The organism is Streptomyces inhibens (genome assembly GCF_022221585.1).
Taxonomy (GTDB): domain Bacteria; phylum Actinomycetota; class Actinomycetes; order Streptomycetales; family Streptomycetaceae; genus Streptomyces; species Streptomyces inhibens.
This window is the reverse complement of sequence record NZ_CP084681.1, coordinates 4,743,795-4,763,494: the sequence shown is the minus strand read 5'-3', so window position 1 is coordinate 4,763,494 and position 19,700 is coordinate 4,743,795. Positions and strand designations below refer to the sequence as shown.

16 protein-coding genes, 3 tRNA genes and 1 pseudogene are annotated in these 19,700 nt (G+C 72.0%); 8 read left to right on the top strand and 12 right to left on the bottom strand.

What is annotated here, in order from left to right; all coding sequences use genetic code 11:
* Window positions 1-127: 127 nt before the first annotated feature.
* The 3 genes from KI385_RS21755 to KI385_RS21745 form a co-directional block, all read right to left on the bottom strand.
* A complete protein-coding gene (locus tag KI385_RS21755) occupies window positions 128-1,849 on the bottom strand; it encodes a serine/threonine-protein kinase (protein WP_238573846.1) in 1,722 nt (573 codons plus the stop codon).
* A gap of 134 nt (window positions 1,850-1,983) precedes the next feature.
* Window positions 1,984-2,580 (bottom strand): MarR family winged helix-turn-helix transcriptional regulator, encoded by a 597-nt coding sequence (locus tag KI385_RS21750; RefSeq protein ID WP_238573845.1) that lies wholly within the window; start codon window positions 2,578-2,580, stop codon window positions 1,984-1,986.
* Window positions 2,577-3,233: a DJ-1/PfpI family protein gene (locus KI385_RS21745; protein ID WP_238573844.1), complete on the bottom strand. Its 657-nt coding sequence runs from the start codon at window positions 3,231-3,233 to the stop codon at window positions 2,577-2,579. The genes KI385_RS21750 and KI385_RS21745 overlap by 4 nt, the downstream gene beginning before the upstream one ends.
* A 221-nt stretch (window positions 3,234-3,454) precedes the next feature.
* Between KI385_RS21745 and KI385_RS21740 the strand changes: the two genes are divergently transcribed.
* The 4 genes from KI385_RS21740 to KI385_RS21725 all read left to right on the top strand — a co-directional run bounded on the left by KI385_RS21740 (window position 3,455) and on the right by KI385_RS21725 (window position 7,362).
* A complete protein-coding gene (locus KI385_RS21740) occupies window positions 3,455-4,249 on the top strand; it encodes a polyphosphate polymerase domain-containing protein (protein WP_238573843.1) in 795 nt (264 codons plus the stop codon).
* Between the two features lie 188 nt (window positions 4,250-4,437).
* Window positions 4,438-5,799, top strand: a complete 1,362-nt coding sequence (locus KI385_RS21735) for an aspartate aminotransferase family protein (protein ID WP_238577787.1) — start codon at window positions 4,438-4,440, stop codon at window positions 5,797-5,799.
* A gap of 138 nt (window positions 5,800-5,937) precedes the next feature.
* Window positions 5,938-6,615 (top strand): GntR family transcriptional regulator, encoded by a 678-nt coding sequence (locus KI385_RS21730; RefSeq protein WP_238573842.1) that lies wholly within the window; start codon window positions 5,938-5,940, stop codon window positions 6,613-6,615.
* A gap of 96 nt (window positions 6,616-6,711) precedes the next feature.
* Window positions 6,712-7,362 (top strand): hypothetical protein, encoded by a 651-nt coding sequence (locus KI385_RS21725; protein WP_128511300.1) that lies wholly within the window; start codon window positions 6,712-6,714, stop codon window positions 7,360-7,362.
* Between the two features lie 240 nt (window positions 7,363-7,602).
* Here KI385_RS21725 and KI385_RS21720 read toward each other — a convergent pair whose 3' ends face one another.
* Window positions 7,603-8,343 carry an SLATT domain-containing protein gene (locus tag KI385_RS21720; RefSeq protein ID WP_238573841.1) on the bottom strand — a complete coding sequence of 247 codons (741 nt, stop codon included), beginning with the start codon at window positions 8,341-8,343 and terminating at the stop codon, window positions 7,603-7,605.
* A gap of 286 nt (window positions 8,344-8,629) precedes the next feature.
* Here KI385_RS21720 and purD point away from each other — a divergent pair, with 286 nt between their 5' ends.
* The 4 genes from purD to KI385_RS21700 all read left to right on the top strand — a co-directional run bounded on the left by purD (window position 8,630) and on the right by KI385_RS21700 (window position 14,835).
* The gene (purD, locus tag KI385_RS21715) at window positions 8,630-9,913 is read left to right on the top strand and encodes a phosphoribosylamine--glycine ligase (protein ID WP_238573840.1); all 1,284 of its coding nucleotides are present in this window, start codon (window positions 8,630-8,632) and stop codon (window positions 9,911-9,913) included.
* 362 nt (window positions 9,914-10,275) lie between these two features.
* Window positions 10,276-12,090: a hypothetical protein gene (locus tag KI385_RS21710; protein ID WP_238573839.1), complete on the top strand. Its 1,815-nt coding sequence runs from the start codon at window positions 10,276-10,278 to the stop codon at window positions 12,088-12,090.
* Between the two features lie 269 nt (window positions 12,091-12,359).
* Window positions 12,360-13,838 carry a N,N-dimethylformamidase beta subunit family domain-containing protein gene (locus KI385_RS21705; protein ID WP_238573838.1) on the top strand — a complete coding sequence of 493 codons (1,479 nt, stop codon included), beginning with the start codon at window positions 12,360-12,362 and terminating at the stop codon, window positions 13,836-13,838.
* A 97-nt stretch (window positions 13,839-13,935) separates the two neighbouring features.
* Window positions 13,936-14,835, top strand: coding sequence for a phosphoribosylaminoimidazolesuccinocarboxamide synthase (locus tag KI385_RS21700; protein WP_238573837.1), 900 nt, complete (start codon window positions 13,936-13,938; stop codon window positions 14,833-14,835).
* A 44-nt stretch (window positions 14,836-14,879) separates the two neighbouring features.
* On the opposite strand, the gene KI385_RS21695 is transcribed toward KI385_RS21700, so the two are convergent.
* The 8 genes and pseudogenes from KI385_RS21695 to KI385_RS21660 all read right to left on the bottom strand — a co-directional run bounded on the left by KI385_RS21695 (window position 14,880) and on the right by KI385_RS21660 (window position 19,588).
* A tRNA-Gly gene (locus tag KI385_RS21695) sits at window positions 14,880-14,952 on the bottom strand.
* 53 nt (window positions 14,953-15,005) lie between these two features.
* Window positions 15,006-15,607: pseudogene (locus KI385_RS21690) on the bottom strand (response regulator).
* Window positions 15,608-15,731: 124 nt separating this feature from the next.
* The gene (locus KI385_RS21685) at window positions 15,732-16,877 is read right to left on the bottom strand and encodes a sensor histidine kinase (RefSeq protein WP_238573836.1); all 1,146 of its coding nucleotides are present in this window, start codon (window positions 16,875-16,877) and stop codon (window positions 15,732-15,734) included.
* A complete protein-coding gene (locus KI385_RS21680) occupies window positions 16,811-17,656 on the bottom strand; it encodes an ABC transporter permease (protein ID WP_238573835.1) in 846 nt (281 codons plus the stop codon). The genes KI385_RS21685 and KI385_RS21680 overlap by 67 nt, the downstream gene beginning before the upstream one ends.
* A complete protein-coding gene (locus tag KI385_RS21675) occupies window positions 17,653-18,708 on the bottom strand; it encodes an ABC transporter ATP-binding protein (protein ID WP_238573834.1) in 1,056 nt (351 codons plus the stop codon). Before KI385_RS21675 ends, KI385_RS21680 begins: the two co-directional genes overlap by 4 nt.
* A 220-nt stretch (window positions 18,709-18,928) precedes the next feature.
* A tRNA-Gly gene (locus KI385_RS21670) sits at window positions 18,929-19,001 on the bottom strand.
* Between the two features lie 75 nt (window positions 19,002-19,076).
* Window positions 19,077-19,148, bottom strand: a tRNA-Gly gene (locus tag KI385_RS21665).
* Window positions 19,149-19,267: 119 nt separating this feature from the next.
* Window positions 19,268-19,588, bottom strand: a complete 321-nt coding sequence (locus KI385_RS21660) for a histone-like nucleoid-structuring protein Lsr2 (RefSeq protein WP_128511628.1) — start codon at window positions 19,586-19,588, stop codon at window positions 19,268-19,270.
* Window positions 19,589-19,700 lie beyond the last annotated feature (112 nt).

Below are 19,700 nucleotides of genomic sequence, written 5' to 3'. Positions count from 1 at the left end.
GCAGACGGAGCGTCACGACGGGAGAACGATCGAGGTCCGGGGGGAGAACGCCCGGCGTCCGGCGTCCGGCGTCCGGCGGGGGAGCGGGCGAGGGACCCGCGCCCGGCCGTGGGCGGTGCCGGCCGCCTCAGCCCGTCTTGCTGTACGACATCGCCTTGCCGTCGTCGAAGACGCGGCGCAGCTTGCCGCCCACCATCTCCAGGGTGCTCGGGGAGCCCGGGAGGCAGCTGTCGGCCGGTCCGGAGAGCACCGTGGACGGGCCGAGGCGGACCGGCGGGCCCACGCTGGTCAGGGTGGCCGCGAACTCGCAGCGGTAGTTGGCCCCGCTGGCCGTCATCGTCAGCACGGTGTCACCGGCCTTGCCCTGGGTGAGGGTGAAGCGCCGGACATCGGTGGTCGAGTCGCCGACCGTCCCTTCCCAGGTGCCCAGGTAGTCCGTGGGAATGCCGCCGGCCGCGGCGGGCTGTGCCGACCCCTGGCTCTTCTTGCCGCCCTTCGCGTCCGTCGGCCGTACGCCGCTGTCGTTGCCGGTCAGCAGCGTGTACGCGGTGACCGCGCCGGCCCCGGCGAGCGCCAGCGCGACCACGGTGAGCAGGGCGGTGACGGCACCGCGCCGGCGCCGTGCGGGCGCCGCCGGGGCGGGTGCCGGCGCCGGGGCCGCGTATCCGTGGTGCCCGTGGTGCCCGTGGGCGGCGTGCGGCGGATACGGCGCCGGGCCCTGCGGTACGGGAGCAGGCGGTGGCGTCGGCGGGGTGCGGCCCGGCGCCGGCGTCGGCGAGATGGTGGTGGGCAGCGCATGCACCCCGGGGTTCTCGGAGATGTGCGCGGGCGGGGCCGGCCGGCCACCGGCGTCCTGCGAACCCTCCTCGCCCTGCGGGTTCTCCGCCTCCAGCAGCTCCACGGCATGCCGCCCCAGCCGGGCGATCAACGCCCCCGGCAGCCAGGGTTCGTCGTCCGCACCCGGCCCGTCGCCGCCGCTTCCGACCTCCGCCAGCGCCACCAACTGCGCCGGAGTGGGCCGCTGTTCGGGGTCCTTGGCCAGACAGCCGGCGATCAGATCGTGCAGCCCCTCGGACAGCCCGGAAAGGTCGGGTTCCTCCTGGGCGACGCGGTACATCAGCGCATGCGCCGCGCTGTCGGCCGTACCGAACGGCTGGCGTCCGGTCGCCGCGTAGGTGAGCACCGACCCGAGGGAGAAGACATCGCAGGCCGGGGTGAGCGGTTCGCCGCGCACCTGCTCGGGCGACATGAAGCCCGGCGAGCCGACCGCCGCGCCGGTACGCGTCACGCCGTTGCCGGTGACCGCCTCCAGCGCCCGTGCGATGCCGAAGTCGATGACCCGGGGCCCGTCGATGGTGATCAGCACATTGGACGGCTTGAGGTCGCGGTGGATGATCCCGGCGGCATGGATGGACGCCAGCGCACGGGCCAGCCCGGCCGCCAGGATCCGCACCGTCCGTTCGGGAAGCGGTGTGCCGCTGCCGCCGACGACCTGCTGGAGGGAGGGGCCGGCGATATAGCCGGTGGCGAGCCAGGGGGTCTCGGCCTCGGTGTCCGCGTCCAGCACGGGCGCGGTCCACTCCCCGCCGACCTGCTGCGCGGCCAGCACCTCGCGCCGGAAGCGGTCCCGGAACTCCTCCTCGTACGCCAGCTCCGCGCGCACCAGCTTGACCGCGACGGTACGGCCGCGATCGGAACGGGCCAGGAACACCCGCCCCATCCCGCCCTCGCCGAGCCGGCCGATCAGGCGGTAGTCCCCGATCCGCTGCGGATCCCGCGCACCCAGCGGCGCCAGCCCGCCGGGCCGCCCCGTCCGCCCTTGCTGTCCGGCACGTCTTGGCTGTTCCACGATCCGTCGCCCTTTCCCCCGTAACCGCCCTGCGGGCGAGCAGGCGCAGGCGCGTACGCACACGGGTTGCCCGCGGCCCCTCTTCCGCGGTGAGGATATCGAGACCCGGCCGGCCGCCGGCAGGCCGTGGGCCCTCAGCTCTCCGCGGGCGGTGGCGTCTCCCGGGCGCGGGGAGGCTCCTCCCGTATGCCGGGCGGTTCCTGCCGTGCGCCGGACAGCTCCTCCAGCGCGTCCGAAAGACGCTCCAGCGCCGTCATGACCTGCCGGAAGTCCTCCGGCCCGCCGAGCTGTTCGCCGAGCCGGGCGGCGAACTCCGCATGGCCCGGGGTGATCCGGGCGAGGGCGGCCCGGCCCTCCTCGGTGGGGGCGAGGAGTTTGGCGCGGCGGTGCGCCGGGTTGGGCCGGTAGGCGGCCAGACCGCGCTCCACCAGGAGGTCGGCGATGCGCTGCACGCTCTGGCGGGTGATGCCCATCGCGCGGGCGATACCGGCCACGGGGAGCGGCTCGGCCATTACGGCGCCCAGGACCTGCCACCAGGCGGCGGTCAGCCCGGCCGGCTGGGCGAGGCGCTCCGCGACGGAGAGGAACTGGCCGTTGAGGTGGAAGACGGCGAGGGCGGTACGGCTGAAGAGTTCGGGGGTGCGGGGCTCCGGCGTGCGGGGCTCCGGGGCCCGGGGGCCGGGGGAGCGGGGCCCGGGGGGCCGGGACTCGGGAGCCTGGGACTCGCTCATGCGGGCCCGTCCTCGTCGCCGGCCGTCCCCGCCGCCATCAGCACGGGGTGGGCGGCGGCGTCCGAGTAGGCGAACAGGCGATACCAGGCCTCCAGGACCCGCGGCTCCATCACCTGGAGCTGGCCGAAGATCTCGCGGGCGAAGGCCACCGGCTCGGTCGGCCGCGCGGTGATCAGCCCGAAGACGCGCACCGCGTCGGCCTCGCGGTAGTGGTCGCCGCCCTGGTAGCCGGGCTGTGCCGCTAGGTACCCGGCGGCGCCGCTGGTGTGCGGCCGGTCGTTCAGCAGGCCCTCCCGGGCGAGCCCCGCGGTCGCGCCGCAGATCGCGGCGACCGGCACCCCGGCGTCCAGGAACTCCCCCGCCTTACGGGCGAAGGGCACCAACTCCTCGCCGGAGTCCCATAGTTGGGCGCCCGGGAGGATCAGCATCGCACTGTCCTCGGGGCGCAGCGCGGCGAGCGCGAGGTCGGGCACGATCCGCTGCCCGCCCATGGTCGTCACCGGCCGGTCGGTGGTGGCCGCGACGGTGACCACCTCGTACGCCTCCTGGGCCGGGCGGAAGTAGCTGCCGCTGCGGAGGTGGGCGATGGCGTGGCCACACTCCCAGTCCGCGAGTGTGTCGTAGGCGGCGATGTGCACGGTGCGGGGAGTCATGAGAACTCCTTGGTCGGCGGGTGCCTCGAAGCCTTATGACAGCATTCTGTCTTCACGACAGCATGCTGTCAATGGCGCCCCTGGCTGAGACATAACGGTGGTGGATGTTCGCTTCCGCGTCCCGGAACTATCCAGGGGTACGGGGCGTAGAACGCGTACGACAGCACGCCCGCCCGGTTCCGCACGCTCCCCCGTTCCCAGCCGCCCGCCAAGGAGACCGTGTGATTCCCGCCGTACGAGCCCTCGCCCGCGCAACCATGGCCGCGCGCCCGGTACCGCTCGCCGATGTCCAGGCACGGGCCGAACTCCTCGCCCGCTTCGGCACCAGCTATCTCGTCCCGGTCGAGGTCTTCGCCGCCTTCGCGGCCGAACTCACCGACCGCCGCAGGCCGGGCGGCCCGTTCGCCGCGCTGTGCATCAACGGACGCCGCTGGTTCCGCTATCACTCCCTCTACTACGACACCCCCGACCTGCGGTCCTTCCACGACCACCGGCAGGGCCGCCGGGTGCGCTACAAGATCCGCGAGCGGCGGTACGAGGACACCGGGGAGCGGCAGTTCGAGATCACGCTCAAGGGGCGGCGCGGCGAAACGGTCAAGCACCGGCAGCCGCTGCTGCCGGGCGACGCCGCCCTCGGCGCGGCCCCGCGCGGCTTCCTCGCCGCCGTACTGGACCGCTCCTACGGCATCGCGGCCCCCACCGACCTGGGCCGCTCCCTGGAGACCGACTACACCCGGGCCACCCTCGTCGCGGACGGCCAGCGCATCACCTGCGACGCCGCGCTGCTCTGCCGGGACCCGGAGAACGGACGCACGGTACGGGCCGACGGCGGCCTGGTCCTCGTCGAGACCAAGACCACCGGCCGTCCGACCGAGGCGGACCGGCTGCTGCACGGCTACGGTGTGCGCCCCGCCGCATTCACCAAGTACTGCGGCGGATTATCGGCGCTGCGCCCGGACCTGGCCGCCGGCCACTGCCGGCGGGCGGTGCGCACTGCCTTTCCTACGGCGGCCTGAAGGCCCGACAGGCCCTGCGGCCCTGGAGTTTCCTACAGCCCGTCGACACTCTGTCCGTGCGTGTGGTGAGCGGCATACACAGTGTCGGTACCGGTCGGCGGACGGTGATCCCTAGGCTGAGGGCGTTCGCCGTGCCGATCCCTCGGCGGACCCGAGCGACCCGATCCGAGGTACTGACCGTGACCACGATGCACCCCGCAGCCGCCGCCGATCCTGCCGCCGGCGCGGCAGTGAAGGCCGACGACCGTGCGCATGTCTTCCACTCCTGGTCCGCGCAGGGCCTGATCGACCCGCTGGCGATCGCCGGCGCCGAGGGCTCGTACTTCTGGGACTACGACGGCAACCGCTACCTCGACTTCTCCTCGCAGCTGGTCAACACCAACATCGGCCACCAGCACCCCAAGGTCGTCGCCGCGATCCAGGAGCAGGCCGCCAAGCTGTGCACCATCGCGCCCGGCTTCGCCGTGGACGTACGGTCCGAGGCCGCCCGGCTGATCGCCGAGCGCACCCCCGGGGACCTCGACAAGATCTTCTTCACCAACGGCGGCGCGGAGGCCGTGGAGAACGCGGTCCGGATGGCCCGGCTGCACACCGGCCGCGCCAAGGTGCTGTCCGCCTACCGCTCGTACCACGGCGCCACCGCCGCCGCGATCAACCTGACCGGCGACCCGCGCCGCTGGCCCTCCGACACCGCCTCCGCGGGCGTTGTGCACTTCTGGGGCCCGTTCCTCTACCGCTCGGCCTTCCACGCCGAGAACGAGCAGCAGGAGTGCGAGCGCGCCCTCGCGCACCTGGAGCAGACCATCGCCTTCGAGGGCCCGCAGTCGATCGCGGCGATCATCCTGGAGACCGTCCCCGGCACCGCCGGGATCATGGTCCCGCCGGCCGGCTACCTCGCCGGCGTCCGCGAGATCTGCGACCGCTACGGCATCGTCTTCATCCTCGACGAGGTCATGGCGGGCTTCGGCCGTACCGGCCACTGGTTCGCCGCCGACCACTTCGGCGTCACCCCCGACCTGCTGACCTTCGCCAAGGGCGTGAACTCCGGCTACGTCCCGCTGGGCGGCGTCGCGATCAGCGCCGAGATCGCCGCCACCTTCGACCAGCGCCCCTACCCGGGCGGTCTGACGTACTCCGGCCACCCGCTGGCCTGCGCCTCCGCCGTCGCCACGATCAACGCGATGGCCGAGGAGCGGATCGTGGAGAACGCCGCCGAGATCGGCGAGACGGTCATCGGCCCCGCGCTGCGCGAGATCGCCGAGCGGCACCCCTCGGTCGGCGAGGTCCGCGGCCTGGGCGTCTTCTGGGCGCTGGACCTGGTCAAGAACAAGGAGACCCGCGAGCCGCTGGTGCCCTACAACGCGTCCGGCGCAGCCAACGCCCCGATGGCCGAATTCGCCGCGGCCTGCAAGCGCGGCGGTCTGTGGCCGTTCGTGAACATGAACCGTACGCATGTCGTCCCGGCCTGCACGGTCACCGAGGCCGAGGCCAAGGAGGGCCTGGCCGCCCTCGACCAGGCCCTCACGGCGGCCGACGCGCACACCGTCTGACCTGCCCCGTCCGCCGCACACCGCGGCGCGGAACAGCAGGTCACGGCCCCCGCGCGAAGCAGCGCACCGCGGCCCTCGCCTATCGTGGGCGGGGGCCGCTCCCCTGCGCGGTCATGGACGTCGAAGGAGACGCACACAATGGCCGCCGGCGGAGACAGCTCAGTCATACGTCGCAGCACCCTGCGCCAGCAGATCGCCGACGCGCTGCGCGACGAGGTCCTGGCCGGCCGCCTGCCCTCCGGCCACCCCTTCACCGTCAAGGAGATCGCCGACCAGTACGGCGTCTCCGCGACACCGGTGCGCGAGGCGCTGCTCGACCTGTGCGCCCAGGGCCTCCTGGACGTCGAACAGCACCGCGGCTTCAAGGTGCACGCCTTCACCGCCGACGACTTCCGGGCGATGGTCGAGGCCCGCACCCTGATCATCGAGGGCATCTTCCGCAGCGGTGCCGACCAGGCGCTGCGCGCCACCCCCGCCGAGGTGCTGATCGCCATCCGGCGCCGCGCCGACGAGGCCGAGCGGGCCGCGCGCGGCGGCGACCTGGACGTCCTCATCGGCTACGACCTGCGGTTCTGGCGCGAGCTGAGCAGCATCGTGAACAACGCCTACATCAGTGACTTCCTCGACCGCATCCGCGTCCAGACCTGGATGTTCGCGGTGCCGCTGCTGCGCCGCGAACCCGACCTCAAGGGCCATCTGTGGCAGGGCCACTGTGCCCTGGCCGACGCCCTCGTCCGGCACGACCTGCCCGCGGCCCAGCAGCTGATCGCCGAGTACAACGAGCACTCCCTCGCTCTCGTCGGAACGCGCGGCTAGCACTACGCTGTCCCGACCATCGGCCAGTAATGGGCCGTAACCGTAGCTGTACGTGCGCCGGTGTCCCTGTCCCCGACCGGAAGCGAGCCCTCACTCGTGGCATGTGACCTGTGGCTGGTACCCCTCGTCGATGTGCTGTGCCACAGCCCCGACAACCCGTTCTCCGAAGAGATCGCCGCCTACGACAAGGCCCTGACGGAAGCGGGCCTGCCACCGGTCCCGGTCTTCAGCTATATGCCTGGCCTGTCCGGTGACGTCGCCCCCATCGCCGGCTTCGACTACGACGCGCTGCACTTCCTGCGCCGCGCCTACCTGCTGCGCCTGTGCGGCCTGGAGGTGACGCCGGTGGACGAACTGGGCGGAGACTACGAGCAGTTGCTGGAGATGTTCGAGACCACCGCGCAACAGTCCCACCTGGTGTGGCACTACGACCACGCGGGCGCGTATGTCCCGGTCGACTTCCCGCATCCGCTCGCCAACGACGAACTGCTGGAGGGCGGCGGGCCGCTGGGCTCCTCGCACGGTCTGCTGCGCGATCTCGAACTGGTTGCGCCATCCCTCGGTATCGATCCGGCCAATCCGCCGGCCGCACCGGCGCCGCCGGCCGGCCCCACCTCTCTGGAGGAGCGGGCGGGCGCGGTGCCCCTGGACGACGGCCCGTTCGCCCGGGAGCGGCATGTGTGGCTCGGCCTGCACGCGGCCGCCACCCGGAGCCTGGGCCAAGGCTCCATGATCGTCTTCAGCTGACCCCCGCGGAAACCTTTCCCTCCCACGGGAGGTGACGGGCGTCCGGGGCTTGATGTGGGGGCTTTGCTTCCGAAGACTGGATAAAGAGCAAAGGCGGAGCGTAAAGCGAAGCAGTCCCCACATCAAGCCCCGGACGCCCGTCACCGCACCCCGAAGCCCCGCGCAGCGGCATCGCGCCGAAGGCGCACGCGACAACCCCCACGGCGGGAAAGCCGAAAAGGTGGGACGCGGGCCAAGCGCCTAGCGAGGCGGCTCCGGCGGCCGCTGCCGCGGCATGTTCGGCCGCGTACGGGGCGGCAGCGCGAAACGCCCCGGATGCCCCGCGCCCTCCTGCCGCGGCGCCGTCCACGGCACCATCGCCTGTGTGGCCCGTGGCGCCGGACCGGTCCGGAACTCCGCCATCCAGTCCGCCGTTTCGGCCCGCACCAGCTCCCCGATGTCCTCGTTGAACCGCCGCAGCACCCCCAGACAGCGCTCCGCCGCGTCGCCCGCCGTGCCCTCGGTCGGCCCGAGCACCTCGCGCGCGTTCTCCGACGCCCAGTCGAACTGCAACGCCTCCAGCCGCCGGTGGATCGCCTGCGCCGTCGCCAGGTCCCGCATCCAGCCGGCCGTCACCCCGAAATACCGGTCGCAGCCCACACACACCGCAGCCAGCAGCAGCGACAGACACCCCCAGGGCGCCCCACCGTCCCAGACGCCGGCCAGATCCAGCAGCGGCAGCGCCCCGCTCACCGCCACCCCGACCGCGGCGCCCAGCCGCAGCGCCCGCGCGCCGCGGCGCTTGGCCAGCCGGTCGTGCAGATACCAGTCGGCGGCGCGCAGCGCGCCCTGCTCGGTCCAGAAATAGAGCGCGTCCAGTCGGTCGGCCGGTTCTCCCCAGTCGCCGAGCGGAAAGGCCCGCCCCGCGAGATCCCTCCGGCCGCTGCCCCGGCTGGCGCCCTCCCGAGGGGGTCCCTCGGGCTGCATCTCCGGCTGACTCACCCGTGCACTCCCTCTCTACGCTCTCTACGGATACGCGCGGTGCACGCGTGACGTACGAGACGGCCGTTGCGCACAGCCCCTTCCTACCGCCGAACGGCTGGCGTCGACCGCAAGATCACGTTATTTCCGCCCAGAAGTGGTGCGGGATCGGATATAAGGCCGGCCGGTATCTCACCCGAAAGAGTTGCCACCGCGGCGACGGACGGTTTCCGGCCGCGCGTGACCCTTGTGTGATCCGGGCATGCCCGACGTCCGGGCTTCTGGTGCATTCGTCTAGGCTGCCACCGTGAAGGTCCTCGTCATCGGCGGCGGCGCCCGCGAACACGCCCTGTGCCGCTCTCTGTCCCTCGACCCCGACGTCACCGCGCTGCACTGCGCTCCCGGCAACGCCGGCATCGCCGAGGTGGCCGAATTGCACGGGGTCAACGCCCTCGACGGCGCGGCCGTCGCCGATCTCGCCGCCGGCCTGCGGGCCGACCTGGTCGTCGTCGGCCCCGAGGCCCCGCTGGTGGCGGGCGTCGCGGACGCCGTACGCGAGCGCGGCATCCCGGTCTTCGGCCCCTCGGCCGAGGCCGCCCAGCTGGAGGGGTCCAAGGCCTTTGCCAAGGACGTGATGGCCGCCGCGGCCGTCCCCACCGCCCGCAGCTATGTCTGCACCACCCCCGCCGAGATCGACGAGGCCCTCGACGCCTTCGGCGCCCCGTACGTCGTCAAGGACGACGGCCTGGCGGCCGGCAAGGGCGTCGTCGTCACCGAGGACGTCGAGGCCGCCCGCGCGCACGCCCTGGCCTGCGACCGCGTAGTCATCGAGGAGTTCCTCGACGGCCCGGAGGTCTCGCTCTTCGCGATCACCGACGGCGAGACCGTTGTCCCGCTGCAGCCCGCCCAGGACTTCAAGCGCGCCTACGACGGCGACCAGGGCCCGAACACCGGCGGCATGGGCGCGTACAGCCCGCTGCCCTGGGCCGACCCCAAGCTGGTCGACGAGGTCATGGCCACCGTCCTGCAGCCCACCGTCGACGAGCTGCACCGCCGTGGCACGCCCTTCTCCGGACTGCTCTACGCGGGCCTGGCGATCACCTCGCGCGGGGTGCGCGTGATCGAGTTCAACGCCCGCTTCGGCGACCCGGAGACCCAGGTCGTGCTCGCCCGCCTCCAGACCCCGCTGGGCGGGCTGCTGCTCGCTGCCGCGACCGGCAACCTCGCCGCCCTGCCGCCGCTGCGCTGGCGCGACGACGCGGCCGTCACGGTCGTCATCGCCTCCCACAACTACCCGGACACCCCGCGCACCGGCGACCCCATCGAGGGCCTGGCCGATGTCGTGGCACAGGACGCCCCGGACGCGTACGTGCTGCACGCCGGCACCCGGCGCGACGACTCCGGCGCGGTGCTCAGCGCCGGCGGCCGGGTGCTGTCCGTCACCGCCACCGGCGCCGACCTCACCACCGCCCGGCAGCGCGCCTACCGGGCCGTGGGCCGGATCTCCCTGGACGGCTCCCAGCACCGCACGGACATCGCCGCCAAGGTCGCGGACCAGGCCGCGGAGGCGACGGAAACCCAGGGCGCATAGGGGCATATGCCCCGGGTCTGTGGAGACAGCCCGGGGCGCACCGTTCCATGGCCCACACCGCCCGGCCACCGGTTCCCGGCTTTGCCCAAAGCCATTCCATCGAGTGACCACACCAAGTTCCGGCTGACGAGACGTACACCCCCAACTAGGGTGCCGCGCAAGCGTCCTGTGGCCGCCGTGCCGGAATTCGGCACGGTTGCCACGGCGACGTCCGGCAAGTGGCTCACCGGCATTGCGATGTCAGTGGCCGGTGCCACAGTGGTGGTGAGTGACCTCGCTCGCACCACACCGCGCAACTTTCGTACGTCCGTCCCGTGTTCTCTCCGTCCGGCTCCTCAGGACAGCAGGGGGTGTACAGGCTCGTGGCAAGTCCGGAAACAGGCGTCCTGGCGGCGCGTGCCCGCGCCCTCGCCGTGCTGCGGATCCGCGGCGCCGCGCTGGCCGTGGCGCTGCTGCCCGCGGCCGTGGCGGTGGTGCTCTTCGCCGGCCGGGCGACCGGCCATCTCGGCGCGGGCACCGGCTGGGACCTCACGCGCTGGATCGTCAGCGGCATCGCGGTGCTCAGCCTGCTCCTGGCGGCGCTGGTCACCACGGTCGTCGCGCGCGCCAGACCCGCGCTCAGCCCCTCCGTGCCGATCTCCGAGACATCGGCCCCCGACCTCTACCGCCTCGTGCGCGATCTCGCCGATCGCCTGGAGGTCCCCGCGCCGTCCGCCATAGCGCTCACCCCGGACTGCGACAGCTGGCTGGAGGACCGTACGCACCGCGCGCACGGCCCGCCGGGCAGCGGGCGGCCCACGGCCGGCGAAGGACGCCGGGCGCCCGAGGCGCCGGTCCTGGTCATCGGCTCACCGTTCCTGTGGTGGATGCGGGTCGCCGAGCTGCGTGCCCTGCTGGCCCCCGTCGTCGCCGGCACCGGCCCGTCCGCCCACCCCGACATAGCGGCCGCCCGCCGCTTCATCCGCGGCCTGGACGCCGCCGTCGCGGTCTCGGCCCGCGCCGAGGGCCCGCTGCGCGGCCCGGCGCTCCGCTTCGTCGGCCGGGTGGCACGCCTGCTGCTGCGCGCCTGCCGCGACCACGCCACGATCATGGAGCGCGCCGTCGCGGCCGCCGCCTCCGAGCGCGCCCAGAGCGTCGACTACGGCCTGCGGATCGTCGCCCAGGAGCAGGTCGGCCTCGCCTACGCGGGCTGGGACCGGCTGCTGACCCGGGTCGCGCTGCCCGCCTGGCGGATGGGCCGATGGCCGTCCCGACTGGACGCCGGCGTGGTCTCCGCGCTCACCGAACTCTCCCGCCGCGACCGTCTCGCCGACGGTTTCGCCTCCCGCCTCGGCGAGCGCCCCGCCTGCGACCTGCTGGAGGAGCCGGGCGCCATCGACCGCGCCGCCTCCCTGCTGGCCGCCCGCCTCTTCCACGGCGGCCCGGCCGAGCCGGGACCCGACTGGTCACCGGTCGGCTGGAACCAATACCCGGAAGAGGTCGTGGACCGTAAATGGCGCCTGGAGGCCGCCCGCCTCCACCGCGTCCTCGACGACCTCCCGGCGACGCCGCGCCCGGCATCCCCGCCCGCGACCCCGGCCCCCGACCCCGCTCCGGCCGCCCCGTCCCTCTCGTACGCCCGCACCCCCGGCCGTACGCCCACGGGCCACCGCCCCGCGGACCACCGGCCCACCGACGGCCGGTCCACGAACCCGCCCGCCGCACCCGCCCCCGGTCCGACCCTGGCCCGGGTCATCGAGCGGCTCGCCCATGACGAGCGGGCCGGCGACCTCGTCGCCGCCCGGCTGGGCGCGGAGGTCGAGCGCGAGGAGCGCGAGGAAGCCGCTCGCCAGGCCGCCCGCGGCAGCGCGGAGCAGGACGCCGCGGTGGGCGTGGCCTGGGGCGACGGTATGGCCGAGGGCGGCCTCCCGCTGTTCCCCCTGCAACCGCCCCGTACGGGCCGCGAACTCCTCGCCGACCACGTCACCGCCATGGTGTGCTGCGCCGCCGTCGACACCGCCGGCGCCGCTCCCGGCCTCGACTGGCTCGACGGCCCGGCGCTGCTGGTCGACGGCGCCCGCCGCGCCGACCTCGGACGCCCGGTGCTCAGCCTGGTCGACGACGGCGATGCGGAACCGCTCCGCGGCTGGCTGATGACGGTCGGCGTACGCCCCGAAAAGCCGGTCCGGCTGGTGTGACCCGGGTGCCGGGCCGCGCCGTCCCCCGGGGGCCGCTGCGGCCCGTGGACCGGGCGCCGGGCCTGCGACCCGGAGCCTCCTCCCGTCCGCCCGGCTGAATGTTCCCTTCCAGTTCGCGTTTCGGGGCCGATGGCCTTTAAATTCACGACGAAGGGTGACGGAGTGAGTGCGTAATGTGATGTGCTGAGGGGTGGCCGGGTCCACTCGGCCGGACGCAACACCGGCCCGATCGGCTGCGGTCACGGGGGGACGCGGGAGGGGAGTGGAAGGTGGCGACGGAACAGATCAGGCGCTGGGAATCGGGCGCCCTCGCCCACGCGGTCACGGACCCGTTCGGGCAGGGCCCGCTGCCCTGGCTGCGCGGCAGCGAGAACTACTTCGACTCCGGCCGCATCATCCCCTGGTACGTCGACCCCGCCGTCGCCCAGGGCGATCTGCGGCTGCCCGCACCGCACAAGCACAACGGTCCGCGCACCGCCGATGACGTCCACCGCCAGATCAAGGGCTTCGCCGGCACCGGCGCGGTGGCCCCCGGCGAGGCCATCGACTTCCGGGTCTCGGTCGACCCGCCCCAGCCGTTCAGCATCGACGTCTACCGCATCGGCCACTACGGCGGCGCCGGCGCCGCCAAGATCACCACCAGTCCACGGCTGGCCGGCATCGTCCAGCCGCCCCCGCTGGCGGTCGACCGCACGGTCTCCTGTCACCACTGGTGGCTGTCCTGGCGCCTCCAGGTCCCCACGTTCTGGAACCTCGGCGCGTATGTCGCCGTCCTGACCACCGCCGACGGCTACCGCTCCCACATCCCCTTCACGGTCCGCGACGACCACCCCGCCGACCTGCTCCTGCTGCTGCCCGACATCACCTGGCAGGCCTACAACCTCTACCCGGAGGACGGCCGTACCGGCGCCAGCCTCTACCACGCCTGGGACGAAGAGGGCGCCCTGCTCGGCGAACAGGACGCCGCCACCACCGTCTCCTTCGACCGCCCCTACGCCGGCGCGGGCCTGCCCCTCCATGTCGGCCACGCCTACGACTTCATCCGCTGGGCCGAGCGCTACGGCTACGACCTCGCCTACGCCGACGCCCGCGATCTGCACGCCGGCCGCGTCGACCCGTCCCGCTACCGGGGCCTGGTCTTCCCCGGCCACGACGAATACTGGTCGGTGCCCATGCGCCGCACGGTCGAACTCGCCCGCGACACCGGCACCTCGCTCGTCTTCCTCTCCGCCAACACCATGTACTGGCAGGTCGAACTCTCCCCGTCGCCCTCCGGCCCGGACTCCCTGCTCAGCTGCCGCAAGCGCCAGGGCCCCGGGCGCCCTGCCCTCTGGCGCGAGATCGGCAACCCCGAGCAGCGCCTGATGGGTATCCAGTACGCCGGCCGGGTCCCCGAGCCGGCCCCCATGGTGGTCCGCAACGGCGACCACTGGCTGTGGGAGGCCACCGGAGCCCATGAAGGCGACGAGCTTCCCGGCCTGGTCGCCGGCGAGGCCGACCGCTACTTCCCGCGCACCAGCCTCCCCGATCACACCCGCCGCATCCTGCTCGCCCACTCCCCGTACCACGACAGCGAAGGCACCCGCCGCCACCAGGAAACGTCCCTCTACCGCGCCCCCAGCGGCGCCCTGGTCTTCGCCTCCGGCACCTTCGCCTGGTCCCCCGCCCTCGACCGCCCCGGCCATGTCGACGAGCGCGTCCAACGCGCCACCGCCAACCTCCTCGACCGCATCTGCAAGCGCGACTGAGGGCGTCCCACGCCCCGCCCGGCCCCCTGGGGCATCGTCACGTCCGCGCATACGGGAGAATCGGAGTGACTCCTGGATCAACCTACGCGGAGGAAGCGTGTCCGGTTTTGTAGAAAAGCCTGAGCCAGTGGAGGTCCCGGGGCTCACCCACCTCCACACCGGCAAGGTGCGCGACCTCTACCAGAACGCCGCCGGCGAGCTGATCATGGTCGCCAGTGACCGCACCTCCGCCTATGACTGGGTGCTCCCCACCGAGATCCCCGACAAGGGCCGCGTCCTCACCCAGCTGTCCCTGTGGTGGTTCGAGCAGCTCGCCGACCTGGCCCCGAACCACGTCCTCTCCACCGACCTCCCGGCCGGCGCCCCCGCCGACTGGGCGGGCCGCACCCTGGTCTGCAAGTCGCTGACCATGGTCCCCGTCGAGTGCGTGGCCCGCGGCTACCTCACCGGCTCCGGCCTCGTCGAATACCAGCAGTCCCGTACGGTCTGCGGTCTGGCCCTCCCCGAAGGTCTCGTCAACGGCTCCGAGCTCCCCGCGCCGATCTTCACCCCGGCGACCAAGGCCGCCGTCGGCGACCACGATGAGAACGTCTCCTACGAGGAGGCCGCCCGCCAGGTCGGTGCCGACGTCGCCGCCCAGCTGCGCCGGACGACCCTCGACGTCTACGGGCGGGCCCGCGACATCGCCCGCGAGCGCGGCCTCATCCTGGCGGACACCAAGTTCGAGTTCGGCTTCGAGGGTGAACAGCTGACCCTGGCCGACGAGGTCCTCACGCCCGACTCCTCGCGCTTCTGGCCGGCCGACCAGTGGCAGCCGGGCCGCTCCCAGCCCTCCTTCGACAAGCAGTTCGTCCGCGACTGGCTCACCTCGCCCGCCGCGGACTGGGACCGTACGGGCGAGCAGCCGCCGCCGGCCCTCCCGCAGGAGATCGTCGAGAACACCCGCGCCAAGTACATCGAGGCCTACGAGCGCCTCACGGGCCTCAGCTGGTCATAACGGAAAAGACCCCGGTCATCGACCGGGGTCTTTCTTCTCCCTTGAGCGGACGACGAGGCTCGAACTCGCGACCTCAACCTTGGCAAGGTTGCGCTCTACCAACTGAGCTACGTCCGCATGCGCCACAGGCAGCTCCTGCAATCAGTCGCCGCCGCGCGGTGCGGCACCCACTATAGCCAACCTCGCTCGCGTGCGAGGCGCGCCGCCGCGTGACGGTTCTCCGCGCCCAGCTTGGCGGTCGCCGACGAGAGGTAATTACGGACCGTCCCCGGCGACAGCGAAGCCCGCTCCGCGATCTCCGTGACCGGCGCCCCGGCCTCGGCGAACTCCAGCACCTCGGCCTCCCGTACCGTCAACGGCGACTCCCCGGCGCTGATCGCGTCCGCCGCCAACTCCGGGTCCACATAGCGGTTTCCGGCATGCACGGTGCGGATGAGCTCCGCCAGCCGCTGCGCGGACACCGTCTTCGGTACGAACCCCCGCACCCCGGCCTCCAGCGCCGCTTCAGATGACCCGGCCGCCCATGACTCGTCACGATCATCGACCGGCACTCCGGCACCTCACCCCGCAACGATGTGGCCACCGCCACACCATCGGCCCCCGGCATCTGCAGATCCAGCACCGCCACATCCGGACGGTGTGCCCGAGCCATCGCCCGCGCCTCCGGCCCCGACGCGGCCTCCGCAATCACCAGCAGATCGTCCTCCATCGACAGCAATGCCGCCAGCGCCCCCCGGATCAGGTGCTCGTCATCCGCAAGCAGCACCCGAATCACCCCGTCACCCACCCGGCCACTCACCCCGCCACCCCACCTCTCCACCTGCCGCAAAGATCAGCAAAACGCCCCTACCCCCGATCGCCGCCCCGCCCCTTGATCCCGGCCCGCCGGACAGGCCCTAGATCCCCGCCGCCCCCACCGGGAGTTCGACCGTCAGACGGTAGGACTCCTTGGTGATCAACCCCGATGTCAGGGTCCCGCCCAACGGGTGGAGGCGTTCGCGCAGACCCTTGAGACCGCTGCCGGGGAGCGAGCGGGTGCCGGCCGCCACCGGGTCGGTGACACCGTCGTTCTCCATGGTCATGACGAGCACCGAGCGGTCCGGATCGATATGCGTCCGCACGGCGCAGCGCCGTACATCGGTGGCATGCCGCAGTACGTTCGTGGTGCCTTCGCGCACGACCCGGCCGAGCGCCGACTCCATCTCCGGCGGCAGCCGCGTCCCCTCCTCGCCCTCGATACGGCAGTCGACCCCGGCCGCGCGCAAGATGGAGCGGGCGCCGGACAACTCCGCCTGGAGATCGGCCTTTCGGTAGCCGCGCACCACCTCCCGTACCTCCCGCTGTGACTCCTGGGCGATCCGCTGTACCTCCACCATCTGCTCCACCGCCTCCGGCCGCCCCCGCCGGGCCAGCTGGACCGCCAGTTCGCTCTTCAAGGCGATCACCGCCAGATTCCGGCCCATCACGTCGTGCAGATCCCGGCCGAACCTCAGCCGCTCCTCGGCGACCGCAAGGCGGGCCTCGGTGCTCCGCGCGGCATCCAGCTTCCAGATCACGCCGAGCAGCCAGCCCGTCGGCCGCGTTATGGCGAAGCTCCAGAGGCCGGCCATGACCGGCAGGCTCGCCATTGCCAGTGCGCCCAGCCAGATGTGCGTCCACAGGCCGAGCAGCAGCATCAGCCCCAACGAGCTGCCGGTCAGCACCGCCAGATACTTCCGCTTGGACACCAGCAGGCAGAAGGCCATGAGGAACGGTGTGAGTGTCGAGCCCGCCGCCGTGGCAGCCGCAACCGGACCGTCCTTGCCGCCGACCCCCCCCCTGGTCACCATGAGCATGAACAGCGCGATCTCGGTGGCGAGCGTCAGCACCCCCGAGACCAGCATCAGGGGGAGCGGTGCCGGGCCCCGCCGCAGATACCGGTCCAGTGCGCGGTTGAACAGCGGGACCGCCAGGCCCCCCTGAAGCACATTCAGCGCTACGGCCGCTTCGGCAAGAGTGACCGACAAGGGGCTGCCCGCCGTCTTGGCGACAAGCGGCACCACCGCTGCACAGCAAACACCGCAAGACCGATCCAGACCAACCCGATGAGCAGCTGCTTCAGCGTCTCACCGGCGCCCGCGCCGCCGGTCCAGCCGGCCCGTATCAGCTCCATCGCCGATGACAGCGGAAGGAGTTCGAGGAGGGCGGCTATGCCGTCGGGAAGGACGACCATCCCGGACCCGGCCAGGGACAGCACCATCACGGGAAGCATGGCCAGCTGAGCGGACTCGGCCGACGAGGCGAGCGCCGAGGCCACCGCGGCGAGTCCTATGACCACGACCATGCCGGTCACCACTCCGGCGATCAGAAGATGCGGCGCGGTGGGGTGCCCGATGTCCAGGAACAGACCACCCAGGACGACGAGGAGGATGCACTGCGCCAGCCCGATGAGCGCTGCCGGGAGCGCGGTCCCGGCCAGTATTTCCAGGTCCTGTAGCTCGCCGGTGCGCAGCCTCTTGAGGACCAGTTCCTCGCGCCGGGCGACATAGGCGCCGGTGAGGTGGGAGTAGACGGCAAAGATCAGGACGTATCCGAGAGTGGCGGGCAGCAGCACCGATTCCACCGACGGTCCGGTGCCGGCCAGATCCATTCCGCTGACCGCCTGTTTCATGGCGTACGCCAGCGTGACGGGGATGATCAGCGACATGAACAGAGCGGTCCTGTTGCGCCCGATGAGCGTCAACTCGGCTCGCCCCAGGGAGAGTAGACGGCCCGCGGCGGTGGTTTGCGCAGGCGATTTCGCCTGCTCATTGACGGCGGCTTCCCAGGTGGTTGCACTCATGCGTTCTCCAGCCCCTTTGCAATCTGCAGAAATGCCTCTTCCAGGGAGGCGGATCTGACGTCCAGCCCGCGCAGCTCCACCCCTTTGTCCCGCGCCCACAGCAGCACCCCGGTCGTGGCCCGCTGCAGTTCGTCCGTCCGCAGCCGGACCGTGCGCCCGTCCGTCTCGTGGCCGACCACTCCCAGCTCTCCCAGCGGTGGGAGATCACCGATGGGGAATCCGTCGGGCGGGTCGAAGGAGACGTGTGAGGGGTGTGCGGCGACCACGTCCACGAGATGTCCGGATGCCGCTGTCCGCCCGTTGTGCAAGATCGCCAGCCGGTCCGCGAGCTCCTCGGCCTCTTCGAGATAGTGCGTGGTCAGCACGATCGTGGTCCCGCTGTCGCGCAGCTCGCGGACCAATTCCCAGGTCTCATGACGCGCTTCGGTGTCCGGACCGGTCGTCGGCTCGTCCAGGAACAGCACCTCGGGCCTCCCCAGCAGTGCCAGGGCGAGGTCCAGCCGCCGCCGCTCACCGCCGGACAGCTGCTTGACCCGGACGTCCTTGCGCCGCTCCAGCCCCACCGCGCCGAGGGCCGCTGCGACCGGACGCGCCCCACTGGTGCACCCCGCCCACATACGGAGGGTCTCCTCGGGCGTCAGCTCGGAGGGGAAGCCGCCCTCCTGCAGCATGACGCCGATGCGGGGCCGCACCTTGCGGCGCTCGCGGAACGGGTCGTGGCCAAGGACGCGGATCCGGCCGGAGGTGGGCGCGGCCAGGCCCTCCAGCAGTTCGAGGGTGGACGTCTTGCCCGCCCCATTGGTCCCCAGGAGTGCGAACAGCTCACCGCGCCCGACAGAGAAGTCGACCCCGCGCACGGCCTCGAAACTCTTCCGCCCGCCCGGCGGGCTCTCCGGACGCTGCCCGTCGCGGCGGGTCCGGCTCTTCGCACTCCGTCCGGCTCCCCCGTACCTTCTGCGAAGCCCAGTGACTTCGATCACGCAGTCGGCCGAGCCGCCGGCGTCGACACCCCCGTGTCCGACGCCGGCGGAGATTTTGTTCCCGATGTCCATGACTCCAGCGTTCCGCCGGATCAAGATTCCGGGCAGTGCGACCTGTCATCGCAGCTGATGACAAATGTCAGTTGCCGACGACCGGAGGAAGGGGAGGGAAGGGGAGAGGGACGGGGGAGAGAAGCGAGAGTGCGGTATGGCACGCTCCGATGTGATCCCACGTGATCCGGAACGAAATAAAGAAGGCCCCGGTCGCGATGACCGGGGCCTTCTATATCTGAGCGGACGACGAGGCTCGAACTCGCGACCTCAACCTTGGCAAGGTTGCGCTCTACCAACTGAGCTACGTCCGCAGGCATCCACCCGGCTTTCACCGAGCGGCGCGACAGCTACTCTACCTGATCCAATAGAGAGGTTGAGACTGTCAGAGCGGGTGACAGGGATTGCACACTGCGCCTCCCCCTTGGAAAGGGGGCGCTCTACTACTGAGCTACACCCGCGTGACTCCGTGAGGTTCGACCTTCCGGCCTCGCCCCTCGGCGTGCTCCAGACTCTAGCTGATCAGTAGGGGTGCTGTGCAAGTCGGCTGCGCCCGGCCCGGGGGACGCCGGCAAGTCGGTTAGTGGTTGGCGGCGTTGAAGGCCTCGTAGACCCGCTTGGGGATCCGGCCGCGCGGCGGGACGTCCATCTGGTGGGAGCGGGCCCAGGCGCGGACGGCCGCGGGGTCGGGGGTCACCGCGGTCCGGTGGTAGGCCTTGCCGGACTTGGCCCTCTTGCGGCCGGCCTCTACGAACGGAGCGAGGGCACCGCGCAGTTTCTTCGCATTGGCGGGATTGAGGTCGATCTCGTACGACTTCCCGTCCAATCCGAAGGTGACCGTCTCTGCGGCTTCTCCTCCGTCGATGTCATCGGAGAGCGTTACTACTACGCGCTGCGCCACGGATATCGGTCCTTTCGTGGAGCAACCCCGTGTTGACGTGGGGTGATGCTCCAGATCCGGCTGATTGGGATCAATGCTTTTTCATTTGTACAGCGATGGGCATTGCATTGTG